Raw genomic sequence first — 17,116 nt, 5'->3', positions numbered from 1 at the left:
CCGATCTGCGAGCGGGACTATTCGGCCGGCTGGGCGGGCGGGTGGAGCAGCGCGGCCAGATTGTCGCGGAAGCGGCGGCTGAGGCGCAGCTCCTGACCCGTCGCCAGGCGGACCTGCGCGTCGCCGCGTCCGATCGGGTCGATGGCGCGGACGCGGTCGAGGCGGATCAGTGCGCCGCGGTGGATGCGCGCGAAGTCGCCGGCGGGGAGGCGCGCCGCGAGCGAGGTCAAAGATTCCTCGATCAGATAAGCGCGGCCCTCGCTATGGACTTCGGCATAGTCGCCTGCCGCGCCGATCCAGTCGATCGTGTCGAAGGGGATGCGGTGGACGCGCCCGCGGCCGCGGATCAGCAGCGCGTCTTCCTCGGGGGCTGCGCGGTTCTCGGGCGCAGCACGGCGCGGCCAGCGCGTCCAGCCGATCGCCAGCGCGACGAGCGCGGCGTAGAGCAGCGAATTGCTGTCGAAATTGCGCACGAACATCAGCTCGATCATCGCGCCGCGCGTCGGCACGGCTTCGCCGCGGTAGAGTGGCCAATAGAGGAGGCCGAAGAGCAGGACATGCGCGCCGGCGACGAGCGGCCACAGCGCGAGATAGGCGAGGATGCGCGCCCACCAGCGGCGGATGCGGCGTTCGATTGTCAGGGCCGCGCGGACGATCGGCCAGCTGAGCAGCGCCCAGACCGAATAGATTGCCGCGCTATAACCCAGCGTCGGCCACCAGAGCTGAGGCTGGCCGCGCCAGGCGGCGACGGCATAGCCCTGCGCCGCCTGGACGAGCGCGATCAGGCTCCAGCCGAGGAAGAGGACGACAATCCACCCGCGCGGGCCCGCGGGCGCGCGAAGGCGGATCGCCGGCATCCGCTATCCGATCAGGCGCCCACCAGGCGGCGGTCGCCGGCGAGCTTGAGCATCGCCTTTTGCAGCTTTTCGAAAGCGCGGACCTCGATCTGGCGGACGCGTTCGCGGCTGACGTCATAGACCTGGCTCAGATCCTCGAGCGTCTTGGGATCGTCGGTCAGGCGGCGTTCGGTCAGGATGTGGCGTTCGCGCTCGTTGAGCGTCTCGAGCGCCTCGTTGAGCAGCGAATGGCGGATGTCGCGCTCCTGCGTCTCGGCGACGCGCTCGTCCTGCAGCGGGCCTTCGTCGCCGAGCAAATCCTGCCACTGACTGTCGCCGTCCTCGCCCATGGGCACGTTGAGCGAGGTGTCGCCGCCCATCGCCATGCGGCGGTTCATGCTGGTGACTTCCTCCTCGGTGACGCCGAGGTCGGTGGCGATCTTGGTCAGATGTTCGGGCGACAGGTCGCCGTCCTCGAACGCATCGAGGCTGTTCTTCATCCGGCGGAGGTTGAAGAAGAGCTTCTTCTGCGCCGCGGTGGTGCCCATCTTCACGAGGCTCCACGAGCGCAGGATGAATTCCTGGATCGAGGCGCGGATCCACCACATCGCATAGGTGGCGAGGCGGAAGCCGCGGTCGGGGTCGAATTTCTTCACCCCCTGCATCAGCCCGATATTGCCTTCGCTGATCAGCTCGCTGACGGGCAGGCCATAGCCGCGGTACCCCATCGCGATCTTCGCGACGAGGCGGAGGTGGCTGGTCACCAGCTGCGCGGCGGCTTCATTGTCGCCATGTTCCTGGAAACGCTTGGCGAGCATGAACTCCTGCTCGGGGGTGAGTAGGGGAAATTTGCGGATTTCGGCCAGGTAGCGGTTCAGGCTCGCCTCACCGCCGAGCGCGGGCACCACTGCCGGAACATTGCTTTTGTTAGCCATAGGAGAGCGTCTTCCCTAACAAACTTTGGAGAAAATATGCCGCGGTTGGCTCCGCCGGTCGAGATAGATTTTCATTCGAAACTTAAACGCGCAATTTGTCGATCAGTTCCCGCATATCGGCGGGTAGTTCGCTGTCGAGCGCGATGGCGTTACCGCTCACCGGATGAATAAAGCCCAAATGGGCCGCGTGCAATGCCTGCCGTGCGAAACCCAGCGTTTTGAGGACGTCCGACAGCGGCCTTTTGGCGCGGCCATAGACCGGGTCGCCGACCAAAGGATGGCCGATGTGGGTCATGTGTACGCGCACCTGGTGCGTGCGCCCCGTCTCCAGCCGGCATTCGACCAGCGTCGCGCCCTTGAGCGGCTCGATCGTGCGATAATGCGTCACTGCATGCTTGCCGCGGCTTGTCGCGACCACCGCCATTTTCTTGCGGTTGGTCGCCGAGCGGCCGAGCGCGGCGTCGACGGTGCCGTTCGCGGGCATCGGCCGCCCGGTCGCGAGCGCGAGGTAGCGGCGGTCGATACTGTGCGCGGCGAATTGCTTCGCGAGCCCTTCGTGCGCTTTGTCATGCTTGGCGGCGACGATCAGCCCGGTGGTGTCCTTGTCGATGCGGTGGACGATGCCGGGGCGCGCGACCCCGCCGACGCCCGACAATTGCCCCGCACAATGGTGGAGCAGCGCGTTGACGAGGGTCCCGTCGAGATTGCCCGCCGCGGGGTGTACGACGAGCCCCGCGGGCTTGTCGACGACGATCAGATGCTCGTCCTCATAAGCGACGACGAGATCGAGGTCCTGCGCGACATTATGCGCGGGCGCGGGCTTGGGCAGGCGCAGTTCGAGCGTGGCGGGCATAGCCTTCGCCGAGGGATCCCACAGCGTGGTGCCCCGCGCATCGCTGACGCGGCCGCCCTTGATCAGGCTCTTCAGCCGTTCGCGCGAAAGGTCGGGCAGGGCTTCGGCGAGCGCGCGGTCGAGGCGCAGGCCAAGGACGCTATCATCGAGCGCCACGGTCAGAACTTCGTCATCCCCCTGCATTGCTCGCGATATGGGGGTGGGGGGCGGAAATTCAAGGTGAGGCCGCCGCCGATCCTCCCCGGAACGGGGAGGGGGACCAGCGAAGCTGGTGGAGGGGCACAGGCGGTTTGCTTTGCCGGTGAGGTAGCGCACGACAGATTCGTTGTTGGAAAGGAGGGGCGTTGAGCTTTGCCGCCGCGCAAACCGCCTGTGCCCCTCCACCACCCTTCGGGTGGTCCCCCTCCCCCGCTGGGGAGGGATCGCTCTTGCCCTCTACGTGCCGCCTGCCCTAACAGCGTCGCCATCCGGAAACTGCCGGACCGCGGGGAGCTTTACCATCCATGTCCGACGATCGCGTCGATTTCGCCTCCATGCTGGCTTCGCGCCTGTGTCACGATCTACTGAGCCCGGTCGGCGCCTTTGCCAACGGGCTCGAACTGCTCGCCGACGAGCGCGATCCCGAGATGCGCGCGCGTGTGACCGAATTGCTCGAACAGAGCGCGCGCACCTCGGCGAACAAGCTCAAATTCTTTCGCCTCGCCTTCGGGTCGGCGGGCGGGTTCGGCGAGCTTGTGCCCGCCGACGAGGCCAAGTCGGCGATCCAGGGGATCATCGGCGACCGCGCGATCGACCTCAACTGGATGATCGGCGCCGAGCCGCTGCCCAAGCCCGCGGTGAAGATCATCCTCAACCTGTCGCTGCTGCTCGTCGATGCGCTGGTGCGCGGTGGGCGGCTCGATATCGGGTGCGAGAATCAGGGCGGGGGCGCCATCGAAATCGCGCTGCACGTCGAGGCCGAGCGCCTCTTCCTCGACGCCGACGTCGAGCGCATCCTGGCCGAGGGCGAGGGCGCCAGTCCGATGACCTCGCGCACCGCGCCCGCGATTCTGGTGCAGGCGGTCGCGGCGCAGAATGGCGGCACGGTGATGCTCGCGCGCGAGACGCCGACCTCGCTGCTCGTGGGCGCCGTCCTGCGCGGCTGACCCCGCCCACGCCTGGCCCGATCCCCCCGATATCGCGCAGCGCGCGTCTACCCATTTGCTCCTTCCGATTGGGCAGACCTGCCGCCGGGGGCTCAAACCCTCGGCGGTCTTCGTCCGGACGCGGGGACGTGCGCCCGAAAATCGCTGGAACCGGCGGCTTTCGCGCCGATATGTAAAGCCCTCCTTAACCATTGTCCTCCATGGTGGCGGCCTGATTTTGGGGGCGCGCCAACACCGTGATCGACGATCTGCTCAACGATTTTCTGGCCGAGACGGCGGAAATATTGGCCGAGGCCGGCGGCGCGCTGGTCGCGTGGGAGGCCGACCCCGCCGACCGCGCGCAACTCGACGCGATTTTCCGCCTCGTCCACACGATCAAGGGCAGCTCGGGTTTCCTGTCGCTGCCGCGCGTCACGGCCTTGTCGCACGCCGCCGAGGATGCGCTCGACCAGGTGCGGCGCGGCAACCGGCCGGCGAATGCCGCGCTGGTCACCGCGGTGCTTGCGATCGTCGACCGCCTGTCGGGCCTGTGCACGTCGCTCGGCAACACGGGGAGCGAGCCGCAGGGCGACGACGGAGACGTCATCGGCGCGCTCGCCCTCGACGACGACACCCCCGCCGCGGCGGCGGCCGCCGAGCCCGCCGAAACCGAAGCCGGCGAAGAGGATATCAACACCGACCTGCTCCAGAGCTGGCGCTCGATCCGGGTGCCGCTGCCTTTGCTCGACAGCGTGATGACCGGGGTCACCGACATCGTGCTGGCGCGCAACGAGTTTGCGCGGCTGCTGCGCGAATCGGGCGCCGATGCGTCGGTGATCGCGTCGTTCGACCGCCTGTCCGATTCGATCGCCGGCATGCGCCAGTCGGTGAGCCAGATGCGCATGCAGCGCATCGACAAATTGTTCGCGCCGCTGCCGCGCATCGTCCGCGACCTGGCGCAGGATCTGGGCAAGAAAATCCGTTTCTCGACGAGCGGCGGCGAGGTCGAGCTCGACCGCGAGATGATGGAGAATATCCGCGACCCGCTGATCCACATCGTCCGCAACGCGATCGACCATGGTATCGAACCGCTCGACGAGCGCGTCGCGGCGGGCAAGGGCATCACGGCCAATATCGCGGTGTCGGCGCGCCAGTCGGGCAACCAGATCGAGATCGAGGTGCGCGACGACGGTCGCGGGCTGTCGCCCGACGCGCTGGTGGCCAAGGCGCTGTCGGCGCGCGTCATCGGCGCCGCCGAGGCGAAGGCGCTGACCCCGCGCGAAAAGCTCGAGCTCATCTTCCGCGCCGGCTTCTCGACCGCCGCCAAGATCACCGCGATCTCGGGCCGCGGGGTCGGCATGGATATCGTCAAGGCGAACCTCGAAAAGATCGGCGGCGTGGTCGAGCTGCGCAACGACGAGGGACGCGGGCTGTCGATCGTGCTGCGCGTGCCGATGACGCTGACGATCATTTCGGGGCTGATGGTCCGCGCCGTCGGCCAATATTTCGCGATTCCGCGCGGATCCGTCCGCGAAATCCTGCTCGAAACGAGCGATTCGGTGCGTATCGACCGCGTCGGCGGCGGCGAGCTCGTCACCGTGCGCGGCGAACAATTCCCGCTGCTGCGGCTCGAACAGGCGCTGGGCGGCGCGATCGACGCGAGCGAAGATCGCGACGACCGTGCGGTCATCCTGATCCGGCCGGGGCAGGGGATGAGCTATGCGCTGAGCGTCGCGGCGATCCACGACCATGAGGAACTGGTGATCAAGCCCGCGGCGCCGATGATCATGGCGACCGGGCTCTACGCCGGCACCACGCTGCCCGACAACGGCCGTCCGGTGCTGCTGCTCGACGTGCAGGGGCTGCTCGCTGCCGCCGGGGTCGATGCCTCGGAAGCCGGCCGGCTCAGCGACGCCAATGCCGATGCGGCGGCCGAAGCCGCGGCGGCGCGCGACGCGGTGCAATTGCTGCTGTTCCGCGAAGCGTGCGGCCGGACGCGCGGCGTGCGCCTGTCGGTGATCGAGCGCGTCGAGGAAGTGCCCGCGAGCGCGCTGTTCGAAAGCGCCGGGGCGGTGCAGGTCCGCATCGGCGAGACGATTTTCCCCGTGCACGCCGGCGCCGTGCCCGAAGGCGCGGGCGCGGTGAAGCTGCTCCGCCTCTACGACGGGCGGTCGGTGCTCTGCTATCCGATCGATGCCGTGATCGACATCGTGCGCCTGCCCGACGCGGTGCAGGCCGCCGCGCATCCGGGGCTGATCGCCGGGGTCGCGATCGTCGGCGGCGAGCCGGTCGAACTGATCGATCCCTTCTGGCTGATGGCGCAATATGAGGCGGGCGAGGCCGTGCCGGCCGATCGCCAGCCGCTCTGCCGCATCGCGGCGGACGCCGACGGCTGGGCCAGCAATTTCCTTGCCCCGATCCTGCGGGGCGCCGGCTACCGTGTCGTCGGCGGCGACGAAGCCACCGAAGAACGCCCCGACGTCCAGCTCTGCCTGACCGAAGCGACGTCGGGTCCGATCGCTACCGATGTCCCGCTGGTCCGGCTGCGCGCTTCGCCCGCCGCGACGGGGCCCGGGGACGACAGCATCTATCGCTACGACCGCGCCGCGCTGCTCGAAGCGCTGCGCAAACAGGTCGCGGGAGGCCGCTCATGATGGAAAAGCTTTACCTGATCGCGCGCATTGCCGACACACGCGTCGCGCTGCGCAGCCGCGCGATCAATTCGGTGGTGACGGTGGGCACGCCCGTCCATGTTCCCGCCGCGCCGCCGCATGTCGCGGGGCTGTTCGCGCTCAGAAGCCGCGTCTTCACGCTGATCGATCCGCATGTCGTGATCGGCCTGCCGCCGGTGCCCGTCGCGCCGGGGCAGCGCGTGATCGTCGTCGACGTCGCCGAACATGGCTATGCGCTGCTCGCCGACGCGATCGAGGATGTGTGCTTCATCGAGGCGCCCGAAACGCGCGTCGCGGGCAAGCTGCTGCCCGGCTGGGCGCGCGTCGCCGACGCGATGATCGAGCATGAGGGCGCTTCGCTGCTGGTCGTCGACCCGTCGCATTTCGTCACTTTGCCCGTGGCCAAGGCGGCATGACATTAACGCGCTGAATACGTTTCTTGCGGTATCCCCACGCAATCCCCGGGGGACGGAGTATATTATGTCGAAATCCTGTCTGGTCGTCGATGACAGCAAAGTGATCCGCAAGGTCGCGCGCCACATTCTGGAAAGCATGGCCTTTTCGGTGGACGAGGCGGCCGACGGACAGGAGGCGCTGACCTTTTGCCGCGCCAATCGTCCCGACGTGATCCTGCTCGACTGGAACATGCCCGTGATGAGCGGGATGGAGTTCCTCGGCGCGTTCAACGACCTCGATTACGGGCATGAGGAACGGCCGCGCGTCGTCTTCTGCACGACCGAGAACAGCATCGACCATATCCGCGCCGCGATCGAGGCGGGTGCCGACGAATATGTCATGAAGCCGTTCGACCGCGAAACGCTCGAAGGAAAATTGCAGCTCGTCGGCGTCGCCTGAGGCGGCGCGGGTGGCGGCGTCCCGATCCCTGGCCCGCGCGGCCCCGACCGACGAAGTCCTGCCGGCACCGCGCGACGTGCGCGTCATGCTGGTCGACGATAGCCTCGTCGTGCGGAGCATCCTCGAGCGGATCATCGACCAGAGCGCGGGGCTGACGGTCTGCGCCTCGGTCGCCTCGGCGCACGACGCGCTCGCCTATCTCGCGTGCGAACCCGTCGACGTCGTCGTGCTCGACATCGAAATGCCGGGGATGAACGGCATCACCGCGCTGCCGCTAATCCTCGAACGCGCCGAACGGGCGCGCGTGCTGATCCTCTCGTCGAACTGCGTCGAAGGCGGCCCCGCGGCGATCGAGGCGCTGTCGCTGGGGGCGAGCGATACGCTCGCCAAGCCCGGCCGCGGCAGCTTTTCGGGGCGTTTCGCCGAGATATTGACCGAGCGCATCCGGACGCTGGGGCAGCAGCCGCAGCACGGCATCACCATCGTGCGCGCGGCGGCGCCCGCGGTGGCCGCGCCCGCGCCGGTCGCGATCGACACCGACCAGCCGCTCGAATGCATCGCGGTCGCCGCCTCGACCGGCGGCATCCCCGCCTTCACCAGCTTCCTGACGCATCTCGACCCGCGCATCACCGCGCCGATCCTGCTGACCCAGCATCTGCCCGACGCCTTCATGGAATTCTACGCGAAGCAGATCGCAACGATGACTGCGCGCAAGGTCGTGGTCGCGGCGGCGGGGATGATCGTCGAGAAGAACCATATCTACCTCGCGCCGGGCGACGCGCATCTGGTCGTCGTGGCCAACGGCCGCCGCCGCGAGATCGCGCTCGACCGGCGGCCCGTCGCCAACGGCTGCTGCCCCTCGGCCGATCCGATGTTCGATTCGCTCGCCGAGGTCTACGGTCCGCGCGCCGCCGCGGTGGTGCTGAGCGGCATGGGGCGCGACGGCGCCGACGGCGCGGCGCGGCTGAAGGAAGCAGGCGGGACGGTCTTTGCCCAGGCGCCCGAAAGTTGCGTCATCTGGGGCATGCCCGGTGCGGTCGCCAAGGCGGGGATCGCCGCCGCGACGCTCAACCCCGACGCGATCGCGCTGATGCTCGGCAGCCTCCTCAAGGGGCGGGCGAAATCATGATGGAGGGGAGCGCCAGCGAATCGGCCTACCGCGTGCTGATGGGGGTCCTCGAATCGCGGACCGGCCAGACGCTGTCGCCGAGCCGCATCTGGCGCATCGAAATGTCGCTGAAGCCGGTCATGCAGCGCCACGGCATCGCCGACCTCGACGGGCTCGTCGCGGCGCTGGTGACCTCGACCAGTCGCCATTTGCTCGACGACACGGTCGATGCGATGCTCAACAACGAGACATTTTTCTATCGTGAACACAGCGTGTTCGACGACATAGCGCAGACCGCGCTTGAAAAGCTGAGGGTGATCAACGCCGACAAAAGGCGGCTCACCATCTGGCACTGCGGCGTGTCGACGGGGCAGGAAGCCTATTCGATGGCGATGCTGCTCGCCGAGCAAGAGGCGCGCTGGGCGGGGTGGCAGGTCGACATCATCGGCACCGACGTCAGCTATCATGCGATCAGCCGCGCGCGCGTCGGCCTCTACAGCCAGTTCGAGATCCAGCGCGGGCTGCCGGTGCAGCGCATGGTGCGCTGGTTCGACCAGACCGAGGGCGGCTGGCTCGCCAAGGCCGATTTGCGCCGCCGGATCGACTTCTCGGTGCAGAATATGCTGACCGACCGCCCGCCGCTCGCGAGCCCCGCGGACCTGATCTTCTGCCGCAACCTGCTGCTCTATTTCTCGCTGCCGATGCGGCAGAAGGCGTTCGCGCGGCTGCGCATGGCCGCCGCGCCGCAGAGCTTCCTCGTGCTCGGCGCGGGCGAGACGGTGCTTGGCCAGACCGACCAGTTCGTCGCGAGTCCGCGCCTCCGCGGCCTCTACGAACCCGCCGACCAGCAGGTGCGCCGTCCGCAAGCGGCCTGAACCCGCCTTGCATTTTGTGCGGGGGTGGCGCAGGTGGGGACGGGTTTTGGACGGATCGGGCCGCGACACGCATGAGCGAATATATCGAACGCTGGTCCCCCAATTTCGACGAGCGCGCGCTGAACGTCTCGATGATCGTCCTCCATTATACCGGCATGAAGAGCGGCGCCGAAGCCATTGATTGGCTTGCCGATCCCGAATCGAAGGTGTCGGCGCATTATGTCGTCAGCGAGGACGGCCAAGTCACCCATATGGTGCCCGAGGAGAAGCGCGCCTGGCATGCGGGGCGCTCGCACTGGCGCGGGGTCAGCGACATCAATTCGGCGAGCGTCGGGATCGAGATCGTCAATCCCGGGCACGAATGGGGCTATGTGCCCTTTCCCGACCCGCAGGTCGCTGCGGTCGTGCGGCTGGTCCATCTGATCAAGGATCGCCATTCGATCACGCGCGGCAATGTCGTCGGCCATTCGGACATCGCGCCGACGCGCAAGCAGGATCCGGGCGAGCTCTTCCCGTGGGAGGAACTGGCGCGCCGCCGCCTCGCGTTGCCGCGCCCGACGAAGAAGCTGACCGATCCGCTGTGGACCGACGCGGGTTTCCTGCTCGCGCTCGAACGCTTCGGTTACGACGTCACCGACGGTTTCGCCGCGACGGTCGCCTTCCAGCGGCGCTTCCGGCCCGAGCTGATCGACGGCACGATTTGCGGCGAATGCCGGGCGATCCTGCTGGCGCTGCTGCTGCCGCAGCCCGAGGGGGATTGATAGTCCGTCGCCCCCGCGAAGGCGGGGGCCGCTATGGGCGTGGTGCAAGATTGCCAGCGGCCCCCGCCTTCGCGGGGGCGACGAATTATCACAAATTGTGATGGAACCTGTTATACTCGCCCCCGCCAGAGGGTCGGGCGATCGCCGCTTCGCGCAAGCGAGGGGGAGGAAAGTCCGGGCTCCACGGAAATCACGGTGCCGGATAACGTCCGGCGGCTCCGGGAAGCCGGAGCAAGGGAAAGTGCCACAGAGAGAAGACCGCCAAAGGCCTCGGCCCGGCGAAAGGTGAAAGGGTGCGGTAAGAGCGCACCGCGCGGACGGCAACGGACGCGGCATGGCAAACCCCACCGGGAGCAAGGTCGAATAGGGATGGCACGGATTTATCCAGGGCTGGTTCCGGCCCCGCCGTCCGGGTTGACTGCTTGAGCGTCCGGGCAACCGGCCGCCTAGAGGAATGATCGCCCATCCCCCGTCAAAAGGGGTGGACAGAACCCGGCTTACAGACCCTCTGGCACACTCTCCCTATCGGCGGCGCGGGAACCGCGCCGCGACGGCCCGCGTATTAGGTGGACCAGAAAAGGAGACGAACCATGAAAGTCGTCGATGACCATGTCGAGGTGACCGAAACCGAGGCGAGCAGCGGGGTAAAGGGCCATAATGTACGTTATGTCCTGGCCTTTTCGATGATCGCGGTGATCATCGTGCTGTCGGCGATCTGGATCGTGCCTGCGCTGCTGCAGCCCTGATTCCGCCGCTTATTTTGCTTTCGTCACGCCGATCAGCTCGAATTCGGGCTCGGGCGTGTCGTCCATGAAGATCGTCCGCGCCGGCCGCTTGAATTTGCGCGTGTAGAGCGTGTCGTAACTGCGATCCTCGCCGTCGCCCCTGACCTTGAGCAGCGAGGTGACGGTGTCGCCGGTGAGCACATTCCAGCTCATCTCGTCGCCGTCATGCGCATAGGTGCGGCTGTAGAGGGTGACGTCCATCCCGATCAGCTGCATGCGCGGCTGCGCCTTGGCAACCCGGTAGCGATAGGTGGTCGACATCGCCGTGGTGCCGCCGGTCAGGTCCTCGATCACCAGCACACCCTTTCTGATCGACAGCCCCACGTCGCCGAGCCGGTCGGGCTGGAGCGTCAGCCGGCCGCCGAGTGTCTGGCCCGCCATCTCGGCGTTGCGGACGCTGAGCACGACGTTGACGATACGCTCGTCGGGGCTGGCGACGACATAGACAGTGTCGGGCTCGCCATCGCCATTGAGGTCGCCGTCGACCCGCGCCTCGATTTCCTGCCCCATTTCCAGCCCCGCATCGAGCTGTTCGTCGGTGATCCGCGGGATGGGTATGGTCAGCGGCGAGGGCTCCGCGGCGTGCGCGGTTCCGGCGAGCAGCATGGCGGCGGCGACAAGATAGGCCTTCATAATATCCCCTGGTTCTGGTCGATCAGATTATCAGCTGTTGCCCGATCGTCCAGCGTGCCGCGGTGACGGGGCGCACAGGCGGTCTTTTTCGCTTTGCCATGCGATTTTGCGGGCTTAGGATCGCCCCGGGTCGCAGAATCGAACGATGATGCGGGGGCGATCAAGCGATGACGAGGACGATCTGGCGAAGCGCGGTGGCGGCGCTGTTCGTGCTGCTGCTCGGCACGGCGGGGACGGCAGCGGCGCAGACGGGCGGTACGTGCGGCAATGCGCCGCTGCGTGGCGACCGTGTCGCGCTGCTGATCGGCAACAGCGCCTATGACGGGTACAGCTGGGCCGCGCTCGCCAATAGCCGCAACGATGTCGCGCATGTCTGCTCGACGCTGACCGACGCCGGCTATGCGGTGCGCGTCGTCGCCGACGCCGAGCATGCCGATCTGATGGCCGCGCTCGACCGCTTCGCGGCCGAGGCCGTGGGGGCGGGGACGGTGGTCGTCTATTACGCCGGGCACGGCTTCCAATATGCGCAGAAGAATTACGTCGTGCCGACCGACGCGCCGCCGATGACGCGGCGCAGCGACCTCGACCTGCGTTTCGTGTCGCTCGAGACGATTGCGAAGCGCGTGATCCCCGACGGCGCGGTCGCGCTGTTCCTGGTCGATGCGTGCCGCACCGCCGACCCGGTCGTGCGCCTCGCCGACCAGCCCGCCGTCGCGACCGAGGGCGGGGTCGGCCCGATCGGCCTCCTGTCGCTGCCGCGCGGGGCGGTGCTCTATTCGACCGCGATCGGCGCGCCGGCCTATGACGACGCGCCGATCGGCTCGCGGCTCAGCCCCTTTGCGACCGCCGCGGGGCGCTACCTCGCGATGCCGGTGCCGCTGACCGCGATGTTCGGCGCGATCGAGAGCGAGGTGCCCGAACTCACCGAAGGCATGCCGCGCGGCGAGCAGGAACCCTTTCATTATGGCCGCAAGCTGAGCGGGCTGTATCTGGTCGAGCCCACGAAGCTCGACCCCGCACTGGCCGCGCCGCCGCCCGCCAGCGCCGCGGTGCCTGTTGCCGCCGCGCCCGCGCAGGCGACGACGCGTGGTGCGCCGGCGCCGATCGCGCCGCTCGACCTGCCGCTCGCGCGGCTCGCGGTCGAGGACGAGCCGATCGTCGTCGCCAAGCTGCTCGCGAGCCGCTCGACCGCCGACATCGCCGCGCTGGCCAAAGGCGGCGACCCGGTGGCGCAACATATCCTGGGCTATATGCTCGAATTCGGGGTCGGGGTGGCGCGCGACATGGGCGCGGCGCGCGAATGGCTCGCGCGCTCGGCGGCGGCCGACTATGCGCCGGGTCAGCTCGAATATGGCTATCTGCTGATCGGCAGCGCGCCGGGCACCCCCGACCGTATCGAAGGCGAGCGGCTCTACCGCGCCGCGGCGGCGAGCGGCTATGCCAAGGCGAAGACGCACCTCGCACATCAATTGTGGATAGGCGGCTTCGGCAAGCCCGATCTGGCGGGTGCCGAACGTTTGTTCGTCGAGGCGGCCGAGGCGGGGCACCCCGCGGCGATGTTCTTTGCGGCCGCGCTGAATCCCGCGAAGCGGGGCGACATGGTCGCGCGGCTGCGCGGAATCGCGAAGGACGGCGATGTCGAGGGCAATTTGTGGCTGTGCGAGCTGGGCGTTTTCAACAGCAGCGTCGCCGACGCCTTCGACGACTGCGCCATTGCGGCGCGCAGTTCGGTGCTGGCAGGCGACGGCTCAAGCGCCGAAACCGCGCGCGCCAATGCGATGGCGATCGTCGCGCTCGCCTATCGGACCGGACAGGGGGTCGAGGCCAATCCGGCGATGGCGCGGCAATGGGCGATGCGCGCGGTCGAATATCCCGACCTGCGCAGCGAATTGCGCGCGCAGATGGAGGGGATTGTTGGGAAATAGGCATACCGATCCTCCCCGGAACGGGGAGGGGGACCAGCGAAGCTGGTGGAGGGGTACAGGCGGGTTGCCTTGCCGGTAAGGTGGCGCACTGTTGCTTCGTCGCCGGACATGTGAGGCTTTTCGGTATAGCGCTGCGCAAACCTCATGTGCCCCTCCACCACCCTTCGGGTGGTCCCCCTCCCCCGTTGGGGGAGGATCGCTTTTGCCCGTTCCCGCCCGAAACCCGCCGCCGCGCAATGGCGAGGCGAGCCCCTACGTCCCCGGATACCCCACCGCCATCACCTCCCACTCCTTCGGGCCCGCGGGCAACTGCACCGTCCGCAAATCCCCCACCGCGGCGCCGCGCAGCGCGCGGGCGAGGGGGCTGTTCCAGCCGATCCGGCCTTCGCCTGCATCGGCCTCGTCGTCGCCGACCAGCGTGACGGTGCGCCGGGTATCGTCGTCGTCGGCCAGCTCGACCGTCGCGCCGAACCAGATGCGGCTCTTGTCGGGCTGCTCGGCGGGATCGACGACGCGCGCCGCCTTCATCCGCCGCGCGAGGAAGCCGAGCCGCCGGTCGATCTCGCGGAGGCGCTTGCGGCCGTAGATATAATCGCCATTCTCGCTGCGGTCGCCATTGCCCGCGGCCCAGCTGATCACCTCGACCAGCTTCGGCCGCTCGTCGCCGAGCAGCGCGTGATATTCGGCGCGCAGCGCGGCGAAGCCCGCGGGGCTGATGATGTTGGTCTTGTCCCCCGCCATGGGCGTGTCAGCCGGGAGTGCGCTTGCCGAGGTAGAAGCTCAGCGGCGCCTGCGGCAGCGGGCGGTCGCGCAGCGTGTCGTAGACGACGGCATTTTCGAGCACGCGCTGGACATAATTTTTGGTCTCGAAGATCGGGATCGCCTCGATCCAGTCGACCATCTCGATCGTGCCCGAACGCGGGTCGCCGTTGGCGCGCAGCCACCGGTTCACATTGCCGGGCCCGGCGTTATACGCCGCGACCGCGAGCGGATAGCTGCCGCCGAAATAGCTCAGCATCTGCTGGAAATAGGTCGAGCCGAGCGTCATATTATAATTGGTGTCGGTGGTCAGCGCCTCGCGGTTATAGGTAAGGCCGAGCTTGCCGGCGACCTCGTTGGCGGTGGCGGGCATCAGCTGCATCATCCCGCGCGCGCCGACGTGGCTCATCGCGGCGCGGTCGAACTGGCTTTCCTGCCGCGTGATCGCGTGGATGAAGGTCCAGTTGCCCTCATGCCCCGCGGGCACGCGCACGGTCGGGAAGCCCGATACCTCGACCGCGTCGAGGCTGTTCGCCTGCGCGCTGCGGCCGATCATCACGCCGAGGTCGGGGCGGCCGATCTGCGTTGCGAGCTGGCCCGCAAGGACATGGTCGGCGGGCGAGGTCGCGCGCTGCGCGAGCGCGCGGAGGAACAAAGACTGTTCGCGCCAGGCGCCGATCTCGCCCAGCGCACGCGCGGCGCGGACGAGCCGGTCGTCGTTGAAGGCGGTGCGTTCGGCCGGGCCGACCTGGATCGAGGGGACCGGCGCGGGTTTGGGCTGCGGCCGGCCGAGCCGTTCGAGCGCGAGCTGGCCGTAGAACTGGTCGTAATGCTGCGCCGCGTCGGCGAAATGCGCGTTGGCGCTGCCATTGTCGCCCGCGGCGAGCGCGGCGCGGCCGGCCCAGTAGAAGCCCTTGGTGCGCGTCTGCGCCGAGCGCGCGGCCTCGCCATATTGACGGAACATGCGCGCGGCGTCGGCGGGACGGCGAAGGTCCTTGAGCGCGATCTGTCCTGCGAGCCAAGCGAGGGTGGTATAATCGTCGCGAACGCTGAGCGGGGTTTCGCGCACCACCGTGCCCGGCGGCAGCGCGTCGCCCAGCTGGCTCGCGATATTATAGGCGGTACGCTTGTCGCCGCTTTCCGACGCGCCCTTGGCGTTGGTGAGCAGGGTCGCGAGCCATTCCTCGGCGTCGGTCGGCGCCTTGGCGAGCGACCGGGGCGCGGCGAGCAAGGCGCGCGCTTCGCCGGCGCGGCCGGCCTTGCGCAGCCAAGTCGCCTTGTCGGTGATATAGCCCGCGTCGGTGCGCGTCAGGCCGGGGTTGGCTGTCTCGACCGCGTTCGCCTGCAGCGCGGCATCCACCGCGCCGCTACGCATCGCCAGGCGCGCGGCAAAGACCACGCGCCGTTCGGGCGAGGTATAGGCAAGCTGGCGCCCCGCGGCGCTCGTCGCGCCCGACCAGAGCAGCCGATCCATGCGCGCGTCATGATCGGCGGCCGAGAGCGCGCCGGGGAAGAGCGACAGGACGCGGCTCGTTTCATAATCGTCGAGCGGGCCGCCGGTCCAGGCGCGGCGCACCGCGGCATAGGCCTCGTCGCGGCGCCCGCTGGCGTTGAGCGCGAGCGCCTGGCGCAAATGGCCGCTTGCGGTCTGCGGCGCATAGGCCTGGAAATAGGCGAGGGTGCGTGGCGGGTCGAAGCTGTCGAGCGCGATCGCCTTTTCGGCGCGGGTGCGCAGCTTGGCGGCGTCGGGCCAGTCGCGGTTGGCGAGCAGGAAGCGCGACAACTGGTCGAAGGAGGCGCCCGTGTTCGCGGTCAGCCGCCGCCATTCGAGCACCGCGTCGCCGACGCTGTTGCCGCTGGTCGGCGGGCTGTTCGATGCCGCGGCGAGCCCCATTTGCGCGCGGTACCACGCCATCTGTTCGGGGGTGAGCTCGCTGGCATGGGCGATGGTGGGAAGGAAAAGCGCGGCGGCGAGCGCGAGGCGGGAAACGGAAGGCAGCGAAATCATGCGGGCCATGCTAGCGGCAAACTCCTTGCGGGGCGCTGAATAGGCGTCCATGAGGCGGCGCGCCGACCGCAGCTATCGAGCGCGGCATGGGCTTTGTAAAGGAGCGGAGCATGTTTTCGGGGTCGATTCCCGCCTTGGTGACGCCATTTCGCGATGGGGCGTTCGACGCCGCCGCTTTCAAACGGCTGGTCGAATGGCAGATCGGCGAAGGGACGAGCGCGCTCGTCCCGTGCGGCACGACCGGCGAGAGCCCGACGCTGTCGTTCGACGAGCATTATGAGGTGATCGACAGCTGTATCGAGACCGCCGCCGGGCGCGTGCCGGTGATCGCGGGCTGCGGGTCGAACGACACCGCGACCGCGGTCCGCCACATGCGCTATGCGCAGCAGGCGGGCGCCGCCGCGGCGCTCGTCGTCGCGCCCTATTATAACCGCCCGACGCAGGCAGGTATGCTCGCGCATTTCGCGGCGCTCGCCGACGCGTGCGACCTGCCGATCGTCGTCTATAACGTCCCCGGCCGCACCGTCGCCGACATCGCCGCCGAGACGATGAACAAGCTCGCCGAAATGCCGAGCGTGGTCGCGATCAAGGATGCCAGCGGTGACCTCGCGCGCGTGACGATGCACCGCGCGGGGGCGGGCGCCGATTTCTGCCAGCTCAGCGGCAACGACGATCTGTGGCTGCCGCATGCGGTGCTCGGCGGCGCGGGCTGCATTTCGGTCACCGCGAATGTCGCGCCGCGGCTCTGCGCCGATTTCGCCGCGGCCTGCGCCGCGGGCGACTGGGCGAAGGCGCTCGCGCTGCACAACCGGCTGTTCGACCTGCACAAGGCGATGTTCACCGACGCGTCGCCCGCGCCGGCAAAATATGCGCTGTCGCGCATCCACGACTGGTTTTCGCCCGAAGTGCGCCTACCTATCATCCCGGCGTCCGATGCATCGCGTGCGGCCGTCGACGCCGCGCTGTCGTCGGCAGGAGTGATTTAAG

General features: G+C 68.3%; 16 protein-coding genes and 1 other RNA gene. 11 read left to right on the top strand and 6 right to left on the bottom strand.

Annotated elements, in window-relative coordinates; translation table 11 throughout:
* Window positions 1–17: 17 nt before the first annotated feature.
* The 3 genes from AC1RNQ_RS05135 to AC1RNQ_RS05125 all read right to left on the bottom strand — a co-directional run bounded on the left by AC1RNQ_RS05135 (window position 18) and on the right by AC1RNQ_RS05125 (window position 2,807).
* The gene (locus tag AC1RNQ_RS05135) at window positions 18–857 is read right to left on the bottom strand and encodes a LytTR family DNA-binding domain-containing protein (protein ID WP_493169452.1); all 840 of its coding nucleotides are present in this window, start codon (window positions 855–857) and stop codon (window positions 18–20) included.
* An 11-nt stretch (window positions 858–868) separates the two neighbouring features.
* Window positions 869–1,771 carry an RNA polymerase sigma factor RpoH gene (rpoH, locus tag AC1RNQ_RS05130; protein WP_493169450.1) on the bottom strand — a complete coding sequence of 301 codons (903 nt, stop codon included), beginning with the start codon at window positions 1,769–1,771 and terminating at the stop codon, window positions 869–871.
* An 82-nt stretch (window positions 1,772–1,853) separates the two neighbouring features.
* The gene (locus AC1RNQ_RS05125; RefSeq protein WP_493169448.1) at window positions 1,854–2,807 is read right to left on the bottom strand and encodes an RluA family pseudouridine synthase; all 954 of its coding nucleotides are present in this window, start codon (window positions 2,805–2,807) and stop codon (window positions 1,854–1,856) included.
* A 320-nt stretch (window positions 2,808–3,127) separates the two neighbouring features.
* Between AC1RNQ_RS05125 and AC1RNQ_RS05120 the strand changes: the two genes are divergently transcribed.
* The 9 genes from AC1RNQ_RS05120 (at window position 3,128) to AC1RNQ_RS05080 (ending at window position 10,765) form a co-directional block, all read left to right on the top strand.
* Window positions 3,128–3,769 carry a histidine phosphotransferase family protein gene (locus tag AC1RNQ_RS05120; RefSeq protein WP_493169446.1) on the top strand — a complete coding sequence of 214 codons (642 nt, stop codon included), beginning with the start codon at window positions 3,128–3,130 and terminating at the stop codon, window positions 3,767–3,769.
* A gap of 236 nt (window positions 3,770–4,005) precedes the next feature.
* Window positions 4,006–6,402, top strand: coding sequence for a chemotaxis protein CheA (locus AC1RNQ_RS05115; RefSeq protein WP_493169444.1), 2,397 nt, complete (start codon window positions 4,006–4,008; stop codon window positions 6,400–6,402).
* Complete coding sequence (locus AC1RNQ_RS05110) at window positions 6,399–6,836, top strand: chemotaxis protein CheW (RefSeq protein ID WP_493169443.1); 438 nt, start codon at window positions 6,399–6,401, stop codon at window positions 6,834–6,836. Before AC1RNQ_RS05115 ends, AC1RNQ_RS05110 begins: the two co-directional genes overlap by 4 nt.
* A gap of 64 nt (window positions 6,837–6,900) precedes the next feature.
* On the top strand, window positions 6,901–7,275 hold the full coding sequence (locus tag AC1RNQ_RS05105) for a response regulator (RefSeq protein ID WP_493169441.1): 375 nt from the start codon (window positions 6,901–6,903) through the stop codon (window positions 7,273–7,275).
* Window positions 7,276–7,285: 10 nt separating this feature from the next.
* Complete coding sequence (cheB, locus tag AC1RNQ_RS05100) at window positions 7,286–8,404, top strand: chemotaxis-specific protein-glutamate methyltransferase CheB (RefSeq protein ID WP_493169440.1); 1,119 nt, start codon at window positions 7,286–7,288, stop codon at window positions 8,402–8,404.
* Entirely contained in the window at window positions 8,401–9,258 is an 858-nt protein-coding gene (locus tag AC1RNQ_RS05095) for a CheR family methyltransferase (protein ID WP_493169439.1), read from the top strand. Before cheB ends, AC1RNQ_RS05095 begins: the two co-directional genes overlap by 4 nt.
* Window positions 9,259–9,329: 71 nt before the next feature.
* Window positions 9,330–10,019: an N-acetylmuramoyl-L-alanine amidase gene (locus tag AC1RNQ_RS05090; RefSeq protein WP_493169437.1), complete on the top strand. Its 690-nt coding sequence runs from the start codon at window positions 9,330–9,332 to the stop codon at window positions 10,017–10,019.
* 125 nt (window positions 10,020–10,144) lie between these two features.
* An RNA gene (gene rnpB, locus AC1RNQ_RS05085) (RNase P RNA component class A) lies at window positions 10,145–10,535 on the top strand.
* A gap of 74 nt (window positions 10,536–10,609) precedes the next feature.
* On the top strand, window positions 10,610–10,765 hold the full coding sequence (locus AC1RNQ_RS05080) for a hypothetical protein (RefSeq protein WP_493169436.1): 156 nt from the start codon (window positions 10,610–10,612) through the stop codon (window positions 10,763–10,765).
* 9 nt (window positions 10,766–10,774) lie between these two features.
* Here the strand turns inward: AC1RNQ_RS05080 and AC1RNQ_RS05075 are convergent, their stop codons facing one another.
* Window positions 10,775–11,437: a hypothetical protein gene (locus AC1RNQ_RS05075; RefSeq protein ID WP_493169434.1), complete on the bottom strand. Its 663-nt coding sequence runs from the start codon at window positions 11,435–11,437 to the stop codon at window positions 10,775–10,777.
* Between the two features lie 167 nt (window positions 11,438–11,604).
* On the opposite strand from AC1RNQ_RS05075, the gene AC1RNQ_RS05070 reads away from it, so the two are divergent.
* Window positions 11,605–13,362, top strand: coding sequence for a caspase family protein (locus AC1RNQ_RS05070; protein ID WP_493169433.1), 1,758 nt, complete (start codon window positions 11,605–11,607; stop codon window positions 13,360–13,362).
* A 252-nt stretch (window positions 13,363–13,614) separates the two neighbouring features.
* Here AC1RNQ_RS05070 and greB read toward each other — a convergent pair whose 3' ends face one another.
* Together greB and AC1RNQ_RS05060 are read right to left on the bottom strand one after the other, a co-directional pair.
* Window positions 13,615–14,103, bottom strand: coding sequence for a transcription elongation factor GreB (gene greB, locus AC1RNQ_RS05065; RefSeq protein ID WP_493169432.1), 489 nt, complete (start codon window positions 14,101–14,103; stop codon window positions 13,615–13,617).
* 7 nt (window positions 14,104–14,110) lie between these two features.
* Entirely contained in the window at window positions 14,111–16,138 is a 2,028-nt protein-coding gene (locus AC1RNQ_RS05060; protein ID WP_493169430.1) for a lytic transglycosylase domain-containing protein, read from the bottom strand.
* Window positions 16,139–16,239: 101 nt separating this feature from the next.
* Between AC1RNQ_RS05060 and dapA the strand changes: the two genes are divergently transcribed.
* Window positions 16,240–17,115 (top strand): 4-hydroxy-tetrahydrodipicolinate synthase, encoded by an 876-nt coding sequence (dapA, locus tag AC1RNQ_RS05055; protein WP_493169429.1) that lies wholly within the window; start codon window positions 16,240–16,242, stop codon window positions 17,113–17,115.
* Window position 17,116 lies beyond the last annotated feature (1 nt).

The organism is Sphingopyxis sp. GW821-FHT12F08, from assembly GCF_058806755.1.
Note: the sequence above shows the minus strand (reverse complement) of the source record. Positions and strands in the feature narration are given on the sequence as shown.

Coding starts and splice junctions, on each gene's coding strand:
- AC1RNQ_RS05075 (WP_493169434.1), bottom strand. CDS start 11,437: ATGAAGGCCTATCTTGTCGCCGCCGCCATGCTGCTCGCCGGAACCGCG.
- AC1RNQ_RS05125 (WP_493169448.1), bottom strand. CDS start 2,807: ATGCAGGGGGATGACGAAGTTCTGACCGTGGCGCTCGATGATAGCGTC.
- greB (WP_493169432.1), bottom strand. CDS start 14,103: ATGGCGGGGGACAAGACCAACATCATCAGCCCCGCGGGCTTCGCCGCG.
- AC1RNQ_RS05080 (WP_493169436.1), top strand. CDS start 10,610: ATGAAAGTCGTCGATGACCATGTCGAGGTGACCGAAACCGAGGCGAGC.
- AC1RNQ_RS05120 (WP_493169446.1), top strand. CDS start 3,128: ATGTCCGACGATCGCGTCGATTTCGCCTCCATGCTGGCTTCGCGCCTG.
- AC1RNQ_RS05070 (WP_493169433.1), top strand. CDS start 11,605: ATGACGAGGACGATCTGGCGAAGCGCGGTGGCGGCGCTGTTCGTGCTG.
- rpoH (WP_493169450.1), bottom strand. CDS start 1,771: ATGGCTAACAAAAGCAATGTTCCGGCAGTGGTGCCCGCGCTCGGCGGT.
- AC1RNQ_RS05110 (WP_493169443.1), top strand. CDS start 6,399: ATGATGGAAAAGCTTTACCTGATCGCGCGCATTGCCGACACACGCGTC.
- AC1RNQ_RS05060 (WP_493169430.1), bottom strand. CDS start 16,138: ATGGCCCGCATGATTTCGCTGCCTTCCGTTTCCCGCCTCGCGCTCGCC.
- AC1RNQ_RS05090 (WP_493169437.1), top strand. CDS start 9,330: ATGAGCGAATATATCGAACGCTGGTCCCCCAATTTCGACGAGCGCGCG.
- AC1RNQ_RS05095 (WP_493169439.1), top strand. CDS start 8,401: ATGATGGAGGGGAGCGCCAGCGAATCGGCCTACCGCGTGCTGATGGGG.
- dapA (WP_493169429.1), top strand. CDS start 16,240: ATGTTTTCGGGGTCGATTCCCGCCTTGGTGACGCCATTTCGCGATGGG.
- AC1RNQ_RS05135 (WP_493169452.1), bottom strand. CDS start 857: ATGCCGGCGATCCGCCTTCGCGCGCCCGCGGGCCCGCGCGGGTGGATT.
- AC1RNQ_RS05105 (WP_493169441.1), top strand. CDS start 6,901: ATGTCGAAATCCTGTCTGGTCGTCGATGACAGCAAAGTGATCCGCAAG.